Here is a 17,531-nt window from a genome sequence, read left to right as displayed (position 1 = left end):
TTTTTTTCTGCCTTGCGCCATAACCAATTTTTGTTACGGCATCTTGTTTTGGCTCCAAGTTTATTCTTCTTCTTTTCTTGTTCTTATTATGAGCCTTAACGCCGTTGTTGTTTTCCTTATGTGGCGTGGGATTCATAGTGCATGGATGGTTTTTCCATTGCAACAAGTTGTTAAACCCTTTCAAATCAAGCACTTATAAAAAAATGAAGAAATGTGAACAGTTATAAGCTCCGGCGCGGTAGCACACCTGTTACCGCCCTGTGTAGTAAGGTAACACTTCTGGGGTAACACCCCTCCCGGCCCCGTTCCGCACTGATCGAAACCGCAAAAGCAAGCACTGAAATTCACCGGCGGGTGCTCTTGCGGCGTGGAATGCCCAGGCGTTGCCGGCGTTCCCACAGGCTTTTCCGGCTGATCCCCAGCTTCTGGGCCAGTTCGGTCTCGGTCATGCTGTCCTGGTTTTCCAGTACGAAACGGGTGAAATAGTCCTCCAGGGACAGATCCTCGGAGGGGTCCAGGCTGGCCCGGCTGACCCGCTGCGGGGTGCGGTTGGGGTTCAGGCCCAGTTGCGCGGGGCCGATGCCGTCCTCTTCGGTGAGAATCACCGCCCGCTCGATCACGTTTTCCAGCTCTCGCACGTTGCCCGGCCAGCTGTAGGCGCGCATGGCGGCGAGCGCGGCGTCGGTGAAGTACAGCACCCCACGGCTGAGCTTTTCGCAGCTGCGCGTCAGCAGGGTGGCGGCCAGTTGCTCAATATCGTCCTCGCGCTCGCGCAGGGGCGGCAGCTCCAGCTCCATCACGTTGAGGCGGTAATACAGGTCCTCGCGGAAGCGACCGTCGGTGACCCGGGCCGGCAAATCCATCTGGCTGCTGGCGATCACGCGCACGTCCACCCGGCGCGGCGACAGCGAGCCCTGGCGGTGGATCTCCCCTTGTTCCAGCAGGGTCAGCAGGCGGCTTTGCGCCTCGTTGGACAGCTCGCCCACTTCGTCAAGAAAGAAGGTGCCGCCGTCGGCGTTCTCGATGCGGCCGGGTTGGCTGTCGTTGCCGAACAGTTCCTCCAGTTGCAGAGTCTTGGGCAGAGCGGCGCAGTGCACCGTTACCAGCGGCGCGGCGGCGCGCTCGCTGTGTTCGTGCAGGGCGCGCGCGGTGAGCTCCTTGCCGGTGCCGGCCTCGCCGAGAATCAGCACCGGGGTGTCGGTGGGGCCGACGCGGCTGATGCGGTGCTTGAGATCGCGCATCGGTTCGCAGTCACCGATCATGGAGCGAACCGGGTAAGTGCGCTCCATGTCCTGGCGCAGCGCCTGGTTGCCCCGGTTGATGCGGCCTTCCTTGAGCACCCGCTGCACCGACATCAGCATTTCATCGTGGTCGAACGGCTTGGGGATGTAATCCACGGCGCCTTCGCGCATGGCGTCCACCGCCGAGCGCAGACTGGCGTAGCTGGTCATGATCAGCACCGGCACCGGGGCCGCCAGCTCGATCAGCGCGGTGCCGGGCTCGCCGGGCAGGCGCAGGTCGCTGATGATCAGGTCGCACTGGGTGAGGCCGCTCTCGCGGGCCTGCTCCACGGATTCCGCCTCAGCCACGGAGTGATCGTGCCGTTCCAGTAGTTTGCGCAGGGCGCCGCGAATCACCGGCTCGTCTTCAACGATCAGGATATGGCTCATGGTGCCGTTCCTTTTTTAATGCGTGCTCAAGTCGCCGGCGCTGAAGCACGGCAGCTCGATGATAAAGCGGGTTCCACGGTCGCCGTCGATGGGGCTTTCCACCCATACCGTGCCGTGGTGGTCCTCGATAATACTGTAAACCAGCGCCAGACCCAGCCCCGTGCCTCTGCCGGGCGGTTTGCTGGTAACAAACGGCTCGAACAGGGCGGCACGCAATTCCTCGGGAATGCCGTGGCCGTGGTCCTCCACCTGGATGCGCACCTTGTCGCCGTGGTCTTCACTGAGCACGCGGATCGCGTCGCCCGCATCGCTGGCGTCCGCCGCGTTGCCGAGCAGGTTGACGAACACCTGCAGCAGGCGCTGGGGGTCGCCGATCACTTCCAGATCCGGCGCGCAGTGGTTCTCAAATCGCTGTGCCCGATGGTCCGGGTCGAGCAGTAGCAGCGCAATGGCCTCGGCGGCGGTGGCGGCCACGTTCACCGGACCCTGGATGGTATCTCGCAGGCCGCCGGAGTGGCTGAACGTGACCAGGGATTCGACGATACGGGTGATGCGGCGGGTCTGCTCCATGATCTGGCTGGCGCTGAGAGTCTGCTCCTCGCGGTCGCATTCGCCGTCCAGGTTCTGTGCCAGACAGGCGATGGCGGTCACCGGGTTGCCGATCTCGTGGGCCACGCCCGCCGCCAGCCGGCCGATGGACGCCAGGCGCTCGTTGTGGGCCAGGTGGGATTCCATCTGCCGCAGTTCGGTGATGTCCTCCAGCACCAGCACCAGGCCGCCGGCCTGCTCGCTGGGGCCCGGGCTCTGGATCAGCGATTTGTGCAGGCTGATCCAGCGGGACTGGCCGTCCACCTCCAGATGGCGCTGCGGCTCGTGCATGGCTTCGCCGCGCCCGAACTCCGAGAGCAGGTCGCCCCAGGGCGCCGGCAGATGCGCCAGCCGCGAGCCGATGGTGTGCTCGGCGTCGATGCCGGTGAGGTCCTCCACCGCCCGGTTCCAGCCGATGATCTCGCCGTCGCCGCCCAGGGAAATCACGCCCATGGGCAGCTCCAGCAGGGTCTGGCGGTGAAAACGGCGCAGGCTGTCCAGCTCCGCGGCCAGTCCGGAGAGGCGGTCGCGGTACTGTTCCAGGCGCGATTCGATGAACTGGATGTCCTCGCTGGATTCGCCGTCCTGGGGCTTGTAGGGCAGGTTGTCGTCCATCAGCTGATGGGCCACGGACGGCCCCAGCAGGCCGGAGAGGTTGGTCTCCAGTTGGTCACGCAGACGCCGCAGCGCGTAGGGCCGTGTTTCGTTGGCATTCAGTTGCAGGTCGCCGAGGGCCATGTCCACTTCCCGGGCGGCGGTGCCGGGCCCCAGCGGCCCGCTCAGCGCGGTGACGAACTCGTCCACGGTCTGCGCGCTGAGATCCCAGCGGTAGGGGCGGCGCAGGCTGTCCACCGCGCAGGCTTCGGCGGCGGTGCGCTCCGACCGGGACATGGGCGTGACGATGGAGATGATCGCGTACACCACGCCGTTGAGGGCCACCGACACGATCGCCACCTGGTTCCAGTGGTCGGCGCCTTCGGCCCGGCGCAGGCCGAACATTTCCACCAGGTGCTGGGCGTGCCAGTCCGGGTACACCATGGGCAGCAGCAGCGCCGCCAGCCACACTGCGAAGCCGGCGCACAGCCCCGCGTACAGGCCGTTGCGGTTGCCGGACGGCCAGAACAGGGTGCCGATCAGGCCGGGCACGAATTGCAGCGCGGCCACGAACGACAACACGCCCAGTTCCACCGCCGAATGATTGGGCCCGGCCAGGCGGTAGAACACATAGGCCAGGGCGAGAATCGCGGCGATCAGCACGCGCCGGGTCCAGAGCAGATTCCGGTACAGGTCCTGGGCGGAATTGAGCGGGCTGGCGGGCAGGATCAGATGGTTCAGGCACATGCCCGACAACGACAGGATGGCGACGATCAGCATGCCGCTGGCGCCGGCCAGCCCGGCCAGATACCCCAGCACCGCGCCGCCGCCACCATTGGCCAGGCCCACGCCGAGTGTGAAGTAGTCCGGCGAGGTGGTGGCGTTGCTGGCCAGCGCGGCCCACAGAATGATCGGCACGCACAGCGCCATCACCAGAAACAGCAGCGGCAGCCCCCAGCTCGCCGACACCAGGGCGCGCGGGTTAAGGTTTTCCGTGAACGCCATGTGGAACATGTGCGGCATCACCACGGCGGACACGAAAAACGCCATGATCAGGCTGTGCCAGGTGTTGTCCTGCAGCGGCGCGTACAGGCGCGACAGCATCTCCGGGTGCTGGTCCAGCCACACGCCCAGGCCGCTGGGCCCGTCGAACACGCCGAACAGGCCGATCAGCGCCACCGCCGCGAACGCCGCCACCTTGATCAGGGACTCGGTGGCGATGGCCACCACCAGGCCTTCGTGGCGTTCGCGGGCGGTGGCATGGCGGGCGCCGAACAGAATCGCGAACAGCGTGATCAGCAGGCAGAACCAGAACGCCACCCAGGCCGGGTCCGGCTCGCCGGTGAGAATCTGGATCGACTCCGCCACCGCTTTTATCTGCATCGACAGCAGCGGCAGCATGCCGACCACCATCATCACGGTGGTCAGCGCGCCGGCCAGGCGGCTGCGGTAGCGGAACGCGAACAGGTCGGCCAGGGAACTGAGCTGATAGGTGGTGGTGAGCCGCAGGATCGGCGCCAGCAGTATCGGCGCCAGCAGGAACACGCCGGAGATGCCCAGGAAGTAGGCGAGGAAGTTGTAGCCGTAGTCGTGGGCGTAGCCCACCGAGCCGTAGATCGCCCAGGCGCTGGCGTAGACCCCCAGGGAAAACACATAGACCGCCGGGTGGCGTACCAGACGCGCCGGGATCCAGCCCTTCTCGGTGATCCACGCCACCAGGAACAGAAACAGCAGGTAGGCGCCGGCGATCAGAATCAGATCGCTGACACTATAGGCCATCGACATCCCGACTCCTGGCGATCCAGTAGCTCAATGCGATCAGCCCCAGCCAGACCAGATAGGGGCGGTACCAGGCGCGGCCGCCTTCGCTCCACCAGTCGATCAGGGACGGTGACAACAGATAGGTGCCGAGAATAAAAATGATCAGCAGCCGGTCGGTGTACATGATCGCTTCCTAAATCGAGGGTGGCGGCAGCCGGCGCCCGCCGGGCTGGTGGGCCGGCGTCCAGTTCGCGCGGGCCCAGGCCAGTTGCTCCGCCACGCCGGCGTCGCGCAGTGTCGGCGGCGGTGTCAGCCCCACATAGCCGAGAGCGGTGAACAGGAAGCCGCCGGGCCGTTCACTGTCGAGCGCGGCGGCGCCGGCGGACTTGCTCATCTTGCCGCCGGCCGGGTCCATCACCACCGGCAGATGAGCGTAGCATGGCGCGGCCTTGCCCAGGCACTCCAGCACCCATTGCTGGCGCAGGGTGGAGGCCAGCAGGTCGCTGCCGCGGACCACGTCGGTGATCGCCATTTCCGCGTCGTCCAGCGCGCACGCCAGCTGGTAGCCGAACAGCCCGTCGCGGCGGCGTATCACGAAGGCGCCGCCCTCCAGGGCCAGATCGGCGTGCACCCGGCCCTGCAGCCGGTCGTCAAGCCACAGCGGTGTGTCGGGCACCGTCAGACGCACCGCGCGGTCCGGCCCCGGCGGCTGGGCCACGGCGGGGCCGGGGTGAATGTGATCCAGGGCTTTCAGTTGTTTGCGCGACAGGGTGCAGTAAAACGCCTTGCCCTCCGCCAGCAGGGTGTCCACTGCCCGCTGATAATGATCGCTACGCCGGCTTTGATAGACCGGGTCGCCGTCCCAGTGCAGTTGAAAGGCGTCCAGTTGTCGCAGGATGGTGTCCACCGCCCCCGGTTGCTGGCGGGGCGGGTCCAGATCGTCGATGCGCAGCAGCCACTGGCCGCCGTGGTAACGGGCGTCCAGCCAGCCGGCCAGCGCCGTTACCAGCGAGCCGAAATGCAGCGGCCCCGATGGCGTGGGGGCGAAGCGCCCCCGGTACGGCCGGTTCACCCGGCCAGCTGTTTTTCCTTGATTTCCGCCAGTTCCTTGCAGTCGATGCAGAGCTCGGCGGTGGGGCGGGCTTCCAGGCGGCGGATGCCGATTTCGATGCCGCAGGCATCACAGAAGCCGTAATCGTCCTTGTCGATCTGGTCGAGCGCTTTTTCGATCTTCTTGAGAAGCTTGCGCTCGCGGTCGCGGGTGCGCAGCTCCAGAGCGAATTCTTCTTCCTGGGTGGCCCGGTCGGCCGGGTCCGGCAGGTTGGCCACTTCGTCCTGGAGGTGGTGCATGGTGCGGTCGGCTTCCTCCATCAGTTCCTGGCGCCAGGCCAGCAGAATCTGACGGAAATGGGCGCGCTGTGCTTCGTTCATGTACTCCTCGCCTTGGTTGGGCGTGTAAGGCGTAAAACCATGAATGAGCGTTTCCGCCTTGGAGGCGGAGGATGCGGATTTCTTCACCTTGGATGTCACCTGATTGGAAGATGGAGAACGGGACGGCGGCCTGTCCATGCTGCCGGTAGCCCTCCTGGCGGTCCCCGGGGAACGCGTGCGGCTCGGTTGGGCGGAGGCCGGACGATTGGGGTTCGTGGCCGGCGCGGCGGTAGCTTTCCGAGCGGTGCTTTTCTTAGCCGCCGCCTTTTTGGCGACGGGCTTGGCGGCTTTACCGGCGGCGGCTTTTGCCGGCGCCTTCTTGGCCGCGCTCTGTTTGGCCGGTGCTTTCGGCGTTGTCGCGGATTTAGCGGTCGCGGCTTTCTTCACGGCGGCCTTTTTCACGGCGGTTTTCTTCGCCGCCGGTTTGGTCGTCGGTTTTTTGCTGGCAGCCTTTTTCGCGGCCGGGGCGGTGGCGGCTTTTTTTGCCGTGGCCTTCTTCGCCGTCGGCTTTTTTACCGCCGTTTTCTTCACCGCGGCTTTTTTCGCGGTCGTCTTCTTCGCGGCCGCTTTTGTGGCGGTGGTTTTCCGGGTGGCGGCGGTCGTGGCGGCTTTGCCGGTCGATGTCGAGGCGGCGCGTTTCGGGGTGGTCTTGGCGGCGGCTTTTTTAGCCGGGGCCTTCTTCACGGCCGCTTTCTTCGCGACCGCTTTTTTTGCCGTCGTCGTCTTCGTGGTGGCTTTTTTGGAAGCCGCGCTGCCCGCCTTGCTGGCCGTTTTCTTCTTGCTCTTGCTACCGGTGGCCATTTTGATCAACTCCCTTAACATAGTCACGACTCGCTACCTAAGAGCCCAGATCCCTGCAGGCGACAGCCGCCCTTGCACAGGGCCGCCCAATCCAGGACAGATAATAGTGTAACCTTCGACCTTACCGCTTTATTGCAAGCCTTGTCACTATTCAGCACAGTCGCGGTTTTTCCGGCGAGATTCGCTGTTGACGCGACTTGCGAAGCGGGGGCGTTCCCTTGCCCGCGCACGCATTGCGTGGCGAAACCACGGGATTATAACGACACCCAGGCCACAGGAAAGGGGTTTTTCTTGAACCGTCCCATCTTGTCTCATCTTGCCGAACAGGCGCCGCCGTTTCATGTCATGGCGTTGCTGGAGCGGGCCCAAGCCCTGGAAGCCGCCGGCCACGACATCCTGCACCTGGAAGTGGGCGAACCGGATTTCCCCTGCGCCGCCCCGATCATGGACGCGGCGCGGCGCGCCCTGGACCGCGGCCAGACGCGCTACACGCCCGCCGCCGGGCTGCCCGCGCTGCGCGAAGCCATCGCCCAGGACTACCGTGATCGGCTCGGCGCCTCGGTGAGCCCGGCCCAGGTGGTGGTTACGCCGGGCGCTTCGGGAGCGCTGCAGTTGATTATGGGCGCCCTGTTGAACGCCGGCGACGAGGTGCTGCTGTGTGACCCGGGCTACCCCTGCAACCGCCAGTTCGTGACCCTGTTCGGCGGCGTGCCCCGCCCCCTGCCGTTGAGGCCCGAAGACGGCTTCCGGCTGACCGCCGACACCCTCGAGGCGGCCTGGACCGAGCGCACCCGGGTGGCGATGGTGGCCAGCCCGGACAACCCCACCGGCAACCGCACCGACGGCGCCGGGCTGGCGGGCCTGGCCCGCGACTGCAGGGCGCGCGGCGGCACCCTGGTGGTGGACGAGATCTATCAGGGGCTCTGTTACGGGGCGCCGGCGGATACCGTGCTGCGCCACGGCGACGAGGCGGTGGTGATCAACAGCTTCAGCAAGTACTTCGGCATGACCGGCTGGCGGCTGGGCTGGCTGGTGGCGCCGCAAGCCTGGGTGCCGGCCATCGAGCGGCTGGCGCAGAACTGGTTCCTGGCACCGGCCACGGTGGCCCAGCACGCCGCGATGGCCGCCTTCGGGGAAGAAAGCCTGGCGATCGCCGAACAGCGACGTCAGCTTCTCGACCGGCGCCGTACCCTGCTGATGGACGCCTTGCCCGGCATGGGCCTGTCGGTGGTGGGCGGAGCCGAGGGCGCCTTTTATCTTTATTTGGACGTGAGCGCGGTCACCGATGACAGCTTCGCGTTTTGCCGCGACCTGTTGGAACGTACCGGGGTGGCGCTGACGCCGGGTCTGGACTTCGGTGCCCACCATCACCCCGAGCGTTATCTGCGCCTCGCTTACACCTGTGAGGAAAGCCGCCTGCATGAGGCCTTGGAGCGCCTGAGTGCTTACCTGGAGACACTGTGAACTTTGATCCCCCTCTGCGCGAGGTGACGCTGCTGCGTCGCTATAAGCGCTTTCTCGCCGATGTACGCTTGCCCGACGGCGGCGAGATCACCGTGCACTGCCCTAACACCGGCTCGATGAAGAACTGCGTGCTGCCCGGCGAGGAACAGGCGGCGCTGATTTCCGACAGCGGCAACCCCAAGCGCAAGTACCGTCATACCCTGGAAGCGGTGCGGGTGGCGCACGGCCACTGGGCGGGGGTGAACACCGGCCGCACCAATGCCTTGGTGGCGGAAGCGTTGCGCGCCGGCCGCATCGAGGGCCTTTCACCGGAGGACGGCGTGGAGCGGGAAGTGACCTTCGCGGAGAGCCGCTTTGATCTGGCGCTCGGCGAGCGCGCCGCGCCGCACACCTTTATCGAGGTGAAAAACGTCACTCTGGGGCCGGCCCCGGGGGAGCCGGACAGTGGCGCGATCCGGTTCCCCGACTCGGTCACCGAGCGCGGACAAAAGCATCTGCGCACCCTGATGAGCGCGGCTGATGAGGGGCACCGGGCGGTGCTGTTTTTCTGTGTTCAGCATGGTGGAGCCCGGTCCGCGGGGCCCGCCGACGATGTGGATCCACTTTACGGGCAATTGTTACGCCAGGCGGCGCGCCGCGGTGTGGAAATCCTGGCCTGGCGCACGCGGATGAGTCGCGGGGAGTTCGTGCTGGACGCGCCGGTCCCGGTGGTGTTGCCTTAGACGCGCGTCAATGCTCGAGCAGGCGCTCCATGGCGGCCAGCTCCTGCTCGAGATCATTAATGTGGTCCTGCCAATAGCGCGGAGAGTCGAACCAGGGAAACGCCAGCGGAAACGCCGGGTCGTCCCAGCGCTGCGCCAGCCAGGCGCTGTGGCGCAGCATGCGCCGGGCCCGTAGCGGCTCGATCAGGCGGCGCTGCTCCCAGGGAAACGGCAGGAAGGTTTCATAGCCCTCGGACAGGGTGCGCAGTTGCTGGCTGTTCTCCTCCGCGTCGCCGGAGAGCAGCATCCACAGATCCTGCATGGCGGGGCCGCGCACGCTGTCATCCAGGTCGACGAAGTGCGGCAGATCATCGCGCCACAGGATATTGCCCGTATGGCAGTCGCCGTGCACGTTGATCGCTTGCCAGGAGGTGTCCGTCAAACGTTTCTCGATGGCCTCGATCAGTGCGCCGCCCAGGTCCCGGTAGCGTCCCGAAAAGTTGGGGTCGACCACGCCCTGATTAACGTATTCCACGGCGGTCCGGCAGTCGGCGGTAATGTCGATGGCCGGGCGGGTCTGGAAAGGGCGATCGTTGCCGGCCGCGTGCCAGCGGGCCAGGGTGCGGCCCAGCACCAGCAGGTGATCGGCGTTGTCCAGTTCCGGAGCGTGTCCGCCCTGGCGAGGGAATACCGTGAAACGAAAGCCGGCGTGGTAGAACAGGGTCTCGCCGCGGTCGTTGGCCAGGGGCGCTACCACCGGCAGTTCCTGCTCGCGCAGGAAGCGGCTGAAGGCGTGCTCCTCGAGAATCTGGGCGTCGCTCCAGCGCTGCGGCCGGTAGAACTTCACCACCACCGGCGTGGTGTCTTCCAAACCGACCTGATAGACCCGGTTTTCGAAGCTGTTGAGCCCCATCAGTCGGCCGTCGGTGACAAAGCCGGCGCTGTCCACGGCGTCGAGAATCACGTCCGGGGTGAGGGCGTCGAACGGATGGGTGGAGCCTTCCTGGTCGGTCATGACGAATGCTCGGTTAAGCGGTGGCTTCGGCGTTGCCCACCCAGATTTCCCCGTCGCGGACGTCCAGCGGTACCGCGGTGAGGCTGTCGCCGCTGCAGGGGCCGGACAGACAGGCGCCGTTTTCCGGTTCAAACAGGGCGCCGTGGTTGGCGCACACCAGAAAGCGGCCGTCGTCGTCCATGAACTGGTCGGGCATGAAGTTCAGTTCAATGCCCAGGTGCGGACACCAGTTCAGGTACGCATGGAACTGGCCATCGAATTTGACCACGATCACCGACTGCTCGCCGACCATGAATTCCCGGGCGCTTTCCTCGCCGATGTCCTCGGTTTTGCAGACTGCTTGCATGGCTCCCCCTTTTTTATTCGCCCAGTACCTGCTTGCGCACTTCCAGATGCGCCTCGGCGGGGAGGCGCGGGCCGAATTCGGTGACCAGCCGCGAGCTGGCGGCGGCCGCCAGCCGGCCGGCGGTGGCGTGGTCATGGCCGTGGGTGAGGGCGTACAGGTACGCGCCGGCGAACATGTCGCCGGCGCCGTTGGTGTCGATGGCTTTGACCGGCGTCGCGTCGACCTGGTGGACCCGCTCGCCGTCCCAGATCAGCGCGCCTTCCGCGCCGCGCGTCATCACCAGGGCGCGGCACAGCGGCTTCAGCGCCTCCAGCGCGGCCTGCGGGCTGTCGGTGTCGGTGTAGCCGAGGGCTTCCGCCTCATTGCAGAACAGCAGGTCGACGCCGTCGCCCAGCATTTCCGCCAGGCCGTCGCGGAAGAACTGCACCATCGCCGGATCGGAGAACGTCAGCGAAGTGCGCACGCCGTGCTTTTCCGCCAGCTGGCGTAGACGGACGGCGGCGGCGCGGGCGCTGTCGGAGCTCACCAGATAGCCTTCCAGGTAGACGAACTCGGAGGCGGCGATGGCGTCTTCGTCCAGTTCCTGTTCGCCGACCGACTGGGAGATGCCCAGAAAGGTGTGCATGGTGCGTTCCGCGTCCGGTGTGATCATCACCAGGCATTTGCCGGACACACCGTCCTCGCGGGTGCCGGTCATGTTGGTGTCGACGCCGGCGGCCTGCAGGTCGCGCACGAAAAAGTCACCGGTGTCGTCGGCGGCCACCTTGCAGGCGTAGTAGCCACGGCCGCCGAAGTGGCGTGCCGCCACCACCGTATTGCAGGCGGAGCCGCCGCAGGTGTGCTTGTGGGGTTCGGCTTCGCCGGCCAGCGCCGCCACCAGCTCCTGCTGGCGCGCCTCATCGACGAGCGTCATCAGGCCCTTGCTCAAATCCAGACGGGTCAGGAATTCATCGGTTACTTCCACTTCGGTATCCACCAGGGCATTGCCGAGGGCGTAAACGTGGTATTTCTTTTCCATGCGGACTCCGGGCCGGTTAACAAAAGAGGCCATTATGGTGGCGCCGACCTCCCATGCCAAACCGGGTTTGCCCGCCCGGTGACTGTGACGCCACTCATAAAGACACCGATAACAGTGTAAAACCGGGTTTTCTTGCGTAGGCTCCCGGCCACCGTCTCACTATACTCGCGACCATGGCGAAGAATGCGAAAAAGCCGGCGTCCGCCCGTAAAGGGTCCGCGCGCCGCCCCGCTAAGTCGGGAAACAAACGAAACAACCGGTCCGCGGGGCGGCGCTGGTTCAGCTGGCGGTTCATCGCCAAGGTCTCGGTGGTGCTGCTGGTGCTGGCGGCCGCCGGGCTGGCCTATCTGGACGCCTATGTGCGCGACCGGTTCGACAGCCACGTCTGGCAGTTGCCGGCGCGCGTATACGCGCGTCCGGTGGAGTTGTATCCCGGCCGGGTTCTGGCGCGCAACGACATGCTCAAGATGCTGGAGTTGATGCGCTACCGTCGCGCCGGTGGCGCGCCCACCCCGGGCAGCTACACCACCGACGGCAACACCCTGGTGATCCATACCCGTGGTTTCCGCGACAGCGACGGCGGCGAGCCGGCCCAGCGCATTCGCGTCACGCTCGGCGGCGGACAGATCAGCGCGCTGGACAGCAACGACGGCGATTCACTGGCCCGGTTGGAGCCGCTGCAGATCGGCAGCATCCACCCCGGCCACACCGAGGACCGGGTGTTCGTGCCCCTGGACCGGGTGCCGCCGCTGCTGGTGCAGATGCTGCTGGCCACCGAGGACCGTGATTTCTATGAGCACCACGGGGTCTCGCCACGGGGGCTGGCCCGCGCCATGGTGGCCAACGTAAAAGCCGGCGGCCTGGTGCAGGGCGGCAGCACCCTGACCCAGCAGCTGGTGAAGAATTTCTGGCTCACGCAGGACCGCACCCTGGCCCGCAAGCTGGTGGAAATGCCGATGGCGGTGTTGCTGGAGCTGCACTACAGCAAAGAGCAGATCCTCGAGGCCTACCTCAACGAAGTGTATCTGGGCCAGGACGGCAAGCGCGCCATCCACGGCATGGGGTTGGGCGCCCAGTTCTATTTCGGGCGACCGCTGGAAGAGCTGGAGCCCCATCAGCTCGCCACCCTGGTGGCCCTGTTGAAGGGCCCCAGCTACTACGACCCGCGTCGTAACCCGGAGCGTTCCCTGGCGCGTCGCAACACGGTGCTCAAAGTGGCCCTGGAAGAGGGCGCGCTGAGCGATCAGGAGTACCGGCGTTTCCGCGAACGGGATCTGGAAGTGGTGCCGCGCGGCGCGTCGCCGCTGTACGCCTTCCCGGCGTTCATTGATCTGGTGCGCCGTCAGCTGGCCCGGGATTACCCGGCCGACGTGCTGGGCGAGGAGGGCCTGCGGATTCACTCCACCCTGGACGTGCTGGCGCAGCTGGCCTCCGAGAAGGCGCTCAGTGAGCACCTCAACAGCCTGGACGCCTCCGGCGACGCGCTCAACGGCGCGGTGGTGGTGGTGGCGCCGGCCCAGGGCGACGTGCTGGCGCTGGTGGGCAGCCGCGAGTCCCGCGCCCAGGGTTTCAACCGCGCCCTGGACGCCACCCGGCCGATGGGCTCGCTGGTCAAGCCGGTGGTGATGCTCACCGCGCTGCAGCGGCCCAAGCGCTACAGCCTGGCCACCCCGGTGGCGGACGAGCCGATCACCGTGCCGCTGACCACCGGCAAGAAGTGGACCCCGCAGAACTTCGACGGCGAATCCAAGGGCCCCATCCCGCTGGTCGACGCGCTGGCCTATTCACGCAACCAGGCCACCGTGCGCCTGGGCATGGACGTGGGGCCGGACGCGGTGGTCCGGACCCTGTCCCAGCTGGGCGTGAAAAAGACCGTTCCGGCCTACCCCAGTATTCTGCTCGGCAGCATCGGCATGACGCCCTTCGAGGTGGCGATGCTGTACCAGCCGCTCGCCACCGGCGGCTTCGCCACGCCGTTGCGTTCGATCACCGATGTGATGGATAAGGACGGCGAGCCGCTGGCCCGCTATCCGGTGGACACCGAAGAGGTGATCGATTCCGGGCCGGCCTATCTGATTCAGTGGGGCATGCAGCAGGTGGTGGAGAAGGGCACCGCCCGTTCCGCCCGCTCGGTGCTGCCCGCGGACCTGAAAGTGGCCGGCAAGACCGGCACCAGTGATGAATACCGGGACGCCTGGTTCGCCGGCTTCTCCGGCAACCACCTGTCGGTGGTCTGGGTGGGCCGTGACAACAACGAAAACGCCCGTGTGACCGGCTCGTCCGGCGCGCTCCCGGTGTGGAGCCGGCTGATGGCCGGCCTGCCGCAGACCAGCCTGTCCCAGGTGCCGCCGCCGGGCGTGGAAGAGGTGTGGATGGATCCCTCCGGGGAGAAAACCAGTGGCAAAGGCTGTTCCGGGGCGCGGGAATACCCGATGCTGGAGGCCTCCATCCCGGAGCAAAGCGACGGTTGCGGTAGCGCGACCCAGGTTAAGGAAGGAGTGGTGGAATGGTTCAAGGGCTGGTTCGACTAACGCTGCTGGCGGTGCTGTTGCTGTCCGGCTGCGCGGTGACGCCGCCGGCGGAGAAAGCGGAGCCGGTCACCGCCGACACCGAGTTGCAAGGGTCTCCGGCGATGGCGCTGCTGAGCCGCGCCGAGCAGGCCCGTGCCCAGGGAGAGACCGGCGCGGCCAGCCGCTACCTGGAACGGGCGCTGACCATGGCGCCCAACTCCTCGTGGCTGTACCGCGAGCTGGCGCTGCTGCGGCTGGAAGAGGGCGATGGCCATGCCGCCGAAGGCTTTGCCCAGCGCGCGCTGCGTCTGGCGCCGGATAACGACGACTACCGCGCCGAGCTGTGGGAGCTGGTGGCCGCCGCCCGCGCCGAGCAGGGCGACCGCAGCGGCGCCGATGAAGCGCGCGCGCGGGCCCAGGCCCTGCGGCAGCCGGACCGCGCATGACCCCGGCGGTAAAAATGGCGGAGGACGCCGGCGTCGATTTCCGGCTGCACCGCTACCAGCACGACCCCGGTGCCGAAAGCTACGGCCTGGAGGCCGCGGAGCTTCTGGATCTGGACCCGCGCCGCGTGTTCAAGACGCTGCTGGCGGTGGTCGACGATCAGCCCCAGGTGGCGATGGTGCCGGTGCACCTGAGCCTTGATCTGAAAGCGCTGGCCAAGGCGGCCGGCGGCAAGAAGGCGCAGATGGCCGACGCCGATCTGGCGCAACGGGTCACCGGCTATGTGCTGGGTGGCATCAGTCCGCTGGGGCAAAAACGCCGCCTGCCGCTGTGGCTGGATCAGAGCGCTCTGAGTTTCGATACCCTGTACATGAGCGCCGGCCGGCGTGGATTGGAAATCGAGATGGCGGCGGTGGATCTGCTGGCGCTGACCGCGGGCCAGTGTGTGGCACTGGCCCGCTAGCTCCTGTCCGCCTCAAAGAACGCTGAAGGCGTCCCGGGCGGCCTGGATGGTGGCGTCGATGTCGTCGTCGCTGTGGGTGATCGACACGAAGCCGGCTTCGAAGGCGCTGGGCGCCAGATAGACACCGCGGTCCAGCATGGCGTGGAAGAAGCCGTTGAAGCGCGGCTGGTCGCAGGCCATGACCTCGTCGAAGCGGCTGATGCGGGTCTGGTCGGTGAAGAACAGGCCGAACATGCCGCCCGCCTGCGTGGTGTGGAAGCCGACGCCGGCGCCCCGGGCGGCTTCGGCCAGCCCCGCGGTGAGCCGTTCGGTTTTTGCTTCCAGCTCTTCGTAGAAGCCGTCGCGGCGCAGCTGTTTCAGCGTCGCCAGGCCGGCGGCCATCGCCACCGGGTTACCGGACAGGGTGCCGGCCTGATAGACCGGGCCCAGCGGTGACAGCTTTTCCATGATTTCCCGTTTGCCACCGAGCGCGCCCACCGGCATGCCGCCGCCGATGATCTTGCCCAGGGTGGTGAGGTCCGGGGTCACGCCGTAGCGGGCCTGGGCGCCGCCCCGGGCGACCCGGAAGCCGGTCATCACTTCGTCGAAAATCAGCACCGCGCCGTGCTGGTCGCACTGTTCGCGCAGGGCTTCCAGAAAGCCCTGGGTGGGCGGCACGCAGTTCATGTTGCCGGCCACCGGTTCGACGATCACGGCGGCGATCTGGTCGCCCTGGGCCTTGAACACTTCCGCCAGCCCGCCGGCGTCGTTGAAATTGAGGGTCAGGGTGTCGTCGGTGACCGCCTTGGGCACGCCCGGTGAGCTGGGGGTGCCCAGGGTCAGCGCGCCGGAGCCGGCTTTCACCAGCAGGCTGTCCACGTGGCCGTGGTAGCAACCCTCGAATTTGATCACCTTGTCGCGGCCGGTGTGGCCGCGCGCCAGACGCAGCGCGCTCATCACCGCTTCGGTGCCGGAGTTGACCATGCGCACCATGTCCATGGACGGCACCATCTCGCAGACCAGGTCGGCCATGTCCACCTCGGCGGCGGTGGGGGCGCCGAAGCTGAGGCCGTCGGCCACCGCCTTGAGCACCGCTTCGCGCACTTCCTGGTTGTTGTGGCCGAGGATCATCGGCCCCCAGGAGCCGACATAATCCACGTAGCGGTTGTCGTCCTCGTCGAACAGGTAGGGGCCTTCCGCGTGGCGGAAGAACACCGGTGTGCCGCCCACGCCCTTAAAGGCGCGGACCGGGGAATTAACGCCACCGGGGATGTGTTTCTGGGCACGGCGGAACAGTTGTTCGGAATGCTTGCGACTCATTGGGACTCCTTGAAGGGGGGCGCCGGGAAGGCGGCGTGCAGCCGCCGGGCGGCGGCTTCCACGTCGGCGTCGTCGGCGTGGCCGAACAGGGCGTGGATAACGGCCACCAGGTCGGCGCCGGCCTCGATCAGTTGGCGGGCATTATGCGGATTCACTCCGCCGATCGCCACCAGCGGCAGGGAGAAGCGGCGGCGTGCTTCGCGCAGGGTGTCCAGCGACGCGGGCGGCGCGCCCGGCTTGGTACGCGATTCGAAAAAACGCCCCAGGGCGAGATAGTCGGCGCCCTCGTCGGCGGCTTTTTGAGCCAGATCAAGACGACCATGGCAGGACACGCCGATCAGCTTGTCGTCGCCGAGCAGCATGCGCGCGCGGCCGACCGCGCCGTCGCTCTGGCCCAGGTGCACGCCGTCGGCTTCCACTTCCGCCGCCAGGGCGGCGTCGTCGTTGACGATAAAGCGCGCGCCGTAGTCCTTGCACAGCAGGGCCAGCCGCGCGGCCCGGTGGCGGCGGGTGTCGGCGTCGGCGGGTTTGTCGCGGTACTGCAGCACCGTGGCGCCGCCGCGCAGGGCCGCTTCGGCGGCGCTGAGCACGCGGTCGCCGGGCGTCAGCTGCGGATCGGTGATGGCGTAGAGGCCCTGCAGGGGCTGGCTCATGGTGTCAGGCTCCGGTCCGGTACGAACTGGCCGCCGCCGGGCTGCCAAGCGTGCTGCAGGGTGCGGTGCAGCCACGCCTGGGCGTCGCCGACGGCGTCTTCCAGGGGCAGGCCGCGGGCCAGCAGGCTGGCGATCGCCGAGGCCAGCGAGCAGCCGGAGCCGTGGTACACCTCCGGCAGGCGCGGCCATTCCCATTGGCGGTGGTGCTCGCCCTGGAACAGGTGGTTGGCGACCTGGTCGGTGTCGTCGTGGGTCCCGGTCACCAGCACCGCGCGGCCGCAGCGCCGGGTGAGCGCGGCGCCCGCCTCGGCCACCCCTGTTTCGCCGCTCAGTTGGCCGGCTTCGGGGAGGTTGGGCGTGAGCACGGTGGCCTGGGGGGCGACCCGGTCCATCAGGGCCTCGTTGAGATCGCCCTGGGCCAGGCTGCCGCCGGACTCGGCGGCGAGCACCGGGTCCAGGACCACGGGCACGCCGGGCAGGCGGGCCAGCAGGCGGGCGATCCATTCCACCGTGGCCACCGAGCCGGTCATGCCGATCTTCACCGCCTGGAACTCATAATCGGCGAGCAGGGCGTCCGCCTGCTGTTCAAGAAGCTCCAGCGGGGTCAGTTGAAAGCTGCTGACCTTGCGGCTGTTTTGTACCGTCAGCGCGGTGATCAGCGTGCTGGCGAAGCCGCCGGTGCTCTGGATCGCCTCGATGTCGGCGTGGATGCCGGCGCCACCGGACGGGTCGTGGCCCGCGATGACAAGAATATTAGGTCTCATTGAATACGC

General features: G+C 66.9%; 17 protein-coding genes. 6 read left to right on the top strand and 11 right to left on the bottom strand.

Features of this window, described 5'->3' with window-relative positions; genetic code table 11:
- Positions 1-344: 344 nt before the first annotated feature.
- Genes ACMG4O_RS00160 through dksA form a run of 5 tightly spaced genes read right to left on the bottom strand, consistent with a single transcriptional unit; the run spans position 345 to position 6,044 of the window.
- Entirely contained in the window at positions 345-1,670 is a 1,326-nt protein-coding gene (locus ACMG4O_RS00160) for a sigma-54-dependent transcriptional regulator (protein ID WP_414434148.1), read from the bottom strand.
- Between the two features lie 15 nt (positions 1,671-1,685).
- Positions 1,686-4,631, bottom strand: coding sequence for an ATP-binding protein (locus tag ACMG4O_RS00155; RefSeq protein ID WP_414434849.1), 2,946 nt, complete (start codon positions 4,629-4,631; stop codon positions 1,686-1,688).
- Positions 4,621-4,797, bottom strand: a complete 177-nt coding sequence (locus tag ACMG4O_RS00150; protein WP_185956885.1) for a hypothetical protein — start codon at positions 4,795-4,797, stop codon at positions 4,621-4,623. Before ACMG4O_RS00150 ends, ACMG4O_RS00155 begins: the two co-directional genes overlap by 11 nt.
- Positions 4,798-4,806: 9 nt before the next feature.
- Complete coding sequence (gene gluQRS / locus ACMG4O_RS00145; protein WP_370202045.1) at positions 4,807-5,685, bottom strand: tRNA glutamyl-Q(34) synthetase GluQRS; 879 nt, start codon at positions 5,683-5,685, stop codon at positions 4,807-4,809.
- Positions 5,682-6,044 (bottom strand): RNA polymerase-binding protein DksA, encoded by a 363-nt coding sequence (gene dksA / locus ACMG4O_RS00140; RefSeq protein WP_228547840.1) that lies wholly within the window; start codon positions 6,042-6,044, stop codon positions 5,682-5,684. Before dksA ends, gluQRS begins: the two co-directional genes overlap by 4 nt.
- Positions 6,045-6,249: 205 nt before the next feature.
- Here dksA and ACMG4O_RS00135 point away from each other — a divergent pair, with 205 nt between their 5' ends.
- From ACMG4O_RS00135 to sfsA, 3 genes are all read left to right on the top strand, one after another.
- The gene (locus ACMG4O_RS00135; protein WP_414434147.1) at positions 6,250-6,957 is read left to right on the top strand and encodes a hypothetical protein; all 708 of its coding nucleotides are present in this window, start codon (positions 6,250-6,252) and stop codon (positions 6,955-6,957) included.
- Between the two features lie 179 nt (positions 6,958-7,136).
- Positions 7,137-8,309 (top strand): aminotransferase class I/II-fold pyridoxal phosphate-dependent enzyme, encoded by a 1,173-nt coding sequence (locus ACMG4O_RS00130; RefSeq protein ID WP_414434146.1) that lies wholly within the window; start codon positions 7,137-7,139, stop codon positions 8,307-8,309.
- Positions 8,306-9,031 carry a DNA/RNA nuclease SfsA gene (gene sfsA / locus ACMG4O_RS00125; protein WP_414434145.1) on the top strand — a complete coding sequence of 242 codons (726 nt, stop codon included), beginning with the start codon at positions 8,306-8,308 and terminating at the stop codon, positions 9,029-9,031. Before ACMG4O_RS00130 ends, sfsA begins: the two co-directional genes overlap by 4 nt.
- A gap of 7 nt (positions 9,032-9,038) precedes the next feature.
- On the opposite strand, the gene ACMG4O_RS00120 is transcribed toward sfsA, so the two are convergent.
- From ACMG4O_RS00120 to ACMG4O_RS00110, 3 genes are read right to left on the bottom strand one after another with little or no spacing between them, the layout of a single operon-like run.
- Positions 9,039-10,025 (bottom strand): serine/threonine protein kinase, encoded by a 987-nt coding sequence (locus ACMG4O_RS00120; RefSeq protein WP_414434144.1) that lies wholly within the window; start codon positions 10,023-10,025, stop codon positions 9,039-9,041.
- Positions 10,026-10,038: 13 nt separating this feature from the next.
- The gene (locus ACMG4O_RS00115) at positions 10,039-10,371 is read right to left on the bottom strand and encodes a Rieske (2Fe-2S) protein (RefSeq protein WP_142948327.1); all 333 of its coding nucleotides are present in this window, start codon (positions 10,369-10,371) and stop codon (positions 10,039-10,041) included.
- A 13-nt stretch (positions 10,372-10,384) separates the two neighbouring features.
- Positions 10,385-11,389 carry an adenosine kinase gene (locus tag ACMG4O_RS00110; protein ID WP_194854891.1) on the bottom strand — a complete coding sequence of 335 codons (1,005 nt, stop codon included), beginning with the start codon at positions 11,387-11,389 and terminating at the stop codon, positions 10,385-10,387.
- A gap of 173 nt (positions 11,390-11,562) precedes the next feature.
- Here ACMG4O_RS00110 and mrcB point away from each other — a divergent pair, with 173 nt between their 5' ends.
- Genes mrcB through ybaK form a run of 3 tightly spaced genes read left to right on the top strand, consistent with a single transcriptional unit; the run spans position 11,563 to position 14,806 of the window.
- Positions 11,563-13,920 (top strand): penicillin-binding protein 1B, encoded by a 2,358-nt coding sequence (gene mrcB, locus ACMG4O_RS00105; RefSeq protein ID WP_414434143.1) that lies wholly within the window; start codon positions 11,563-11,565, stop codon positions 13,918-13,920.
- A complete protein-coding gene (locus ACMG4O_RS00100; RefSeq protein WP_194854889.1) occupies positions 13,896-14,345 on the top strand; it encodes a tetratricopeptide repeat protein in 450 nt (149 codons plus the stop codon). The genes mrcB and ACMG4O_RS00100 overlap by 25 nt, the downstream gene beginning before the upstream one ends.
- On the top strand, positions 14,342-14,806 hold the full coding sequence (gene ybaK / locus ACMG4O_RS00095) for a Cys-tRNA(Pro) deacylase (RefSeq protein ID WP_335629175.1): 465 nt from the start codon (positions 14,342-14,344) through the stop codon (positions 14,804-14,806). The genes ACMG4O_RS00100 and ybaK overlap by 4 nt, the downstream gene beginning before the upstream one ends.
- A 12-nt stretch (positions 14,807-14,818) precedes the next feature.
- Here the strand turns inward: ybaK and hemL are convergent, their stop codons facing one another.
- The 3 genes from hemL to thiD are packed head-to-tail and all read right to left on the bottom strand — an operon-like array spanning position 14,819 to position 17,522.
- The gene (gene hemL, locus ACMG4O_RS00090; RefSeq protein WP_414434142.1) at positions 14,819-16,105 is read right to left on the bottom strand and encodes a glutamate-1-semialdehyde 2,1-aminomutase; all 1,287 of its coding nucleotides are present in this window, start codon (positions 16,103-16,105) and stop codon (positions 14,819-14,821) included.
- Complete coding sequence (thiE, locus tag ACMG4O_RS00085; RefSeq protein ID WP_414434141.1) at positions 16,102-16,758, bottom strand: thiamine phosphate synthase; 657 nt, start codon at positions 16,756-16,758, stop codon at positions 16,102-16,104. Before thiE ends, hemL begins: the two co-directional genes overlap by 4 nt.
- Positions 16,755-17,522 (bottom strand): bifunctional hydroxymethylpyrimidine kinase/phosphomethylpyrimidine kinase, encoded by a 768-nt coding sequence (thiD, locus tag ACMG4O_RS00080; RefSeq protein ID WP_335629173.1) that lies wholly within the window; start codon positions 17,520-17,522, stop codon positions 16,755-16,757. The genes thiE and thiD overlap by 4 nt, the downstream gene beginning before the upstream one ends.
- Positions 17,523-17,531: the final 9 nt, after the last annotated feature.

This window comes from Alloalcanivorax venustensis (genome assembly GCF_047495515.1).
GTDB classification, from domain to species: domain Bacteria; phylum Pseudomonadota; class Gammaproteobacteria; order Pseudomonadales; family Alcanivoracaceae; genus Alloalcanivorax; species Alloalcanivorax venustensis.
The sequence above is the reverse complement of the archived record's forward strand: the minus strand, read 5'-3'. Positions and strand labels throughout refer to the sequence as shown.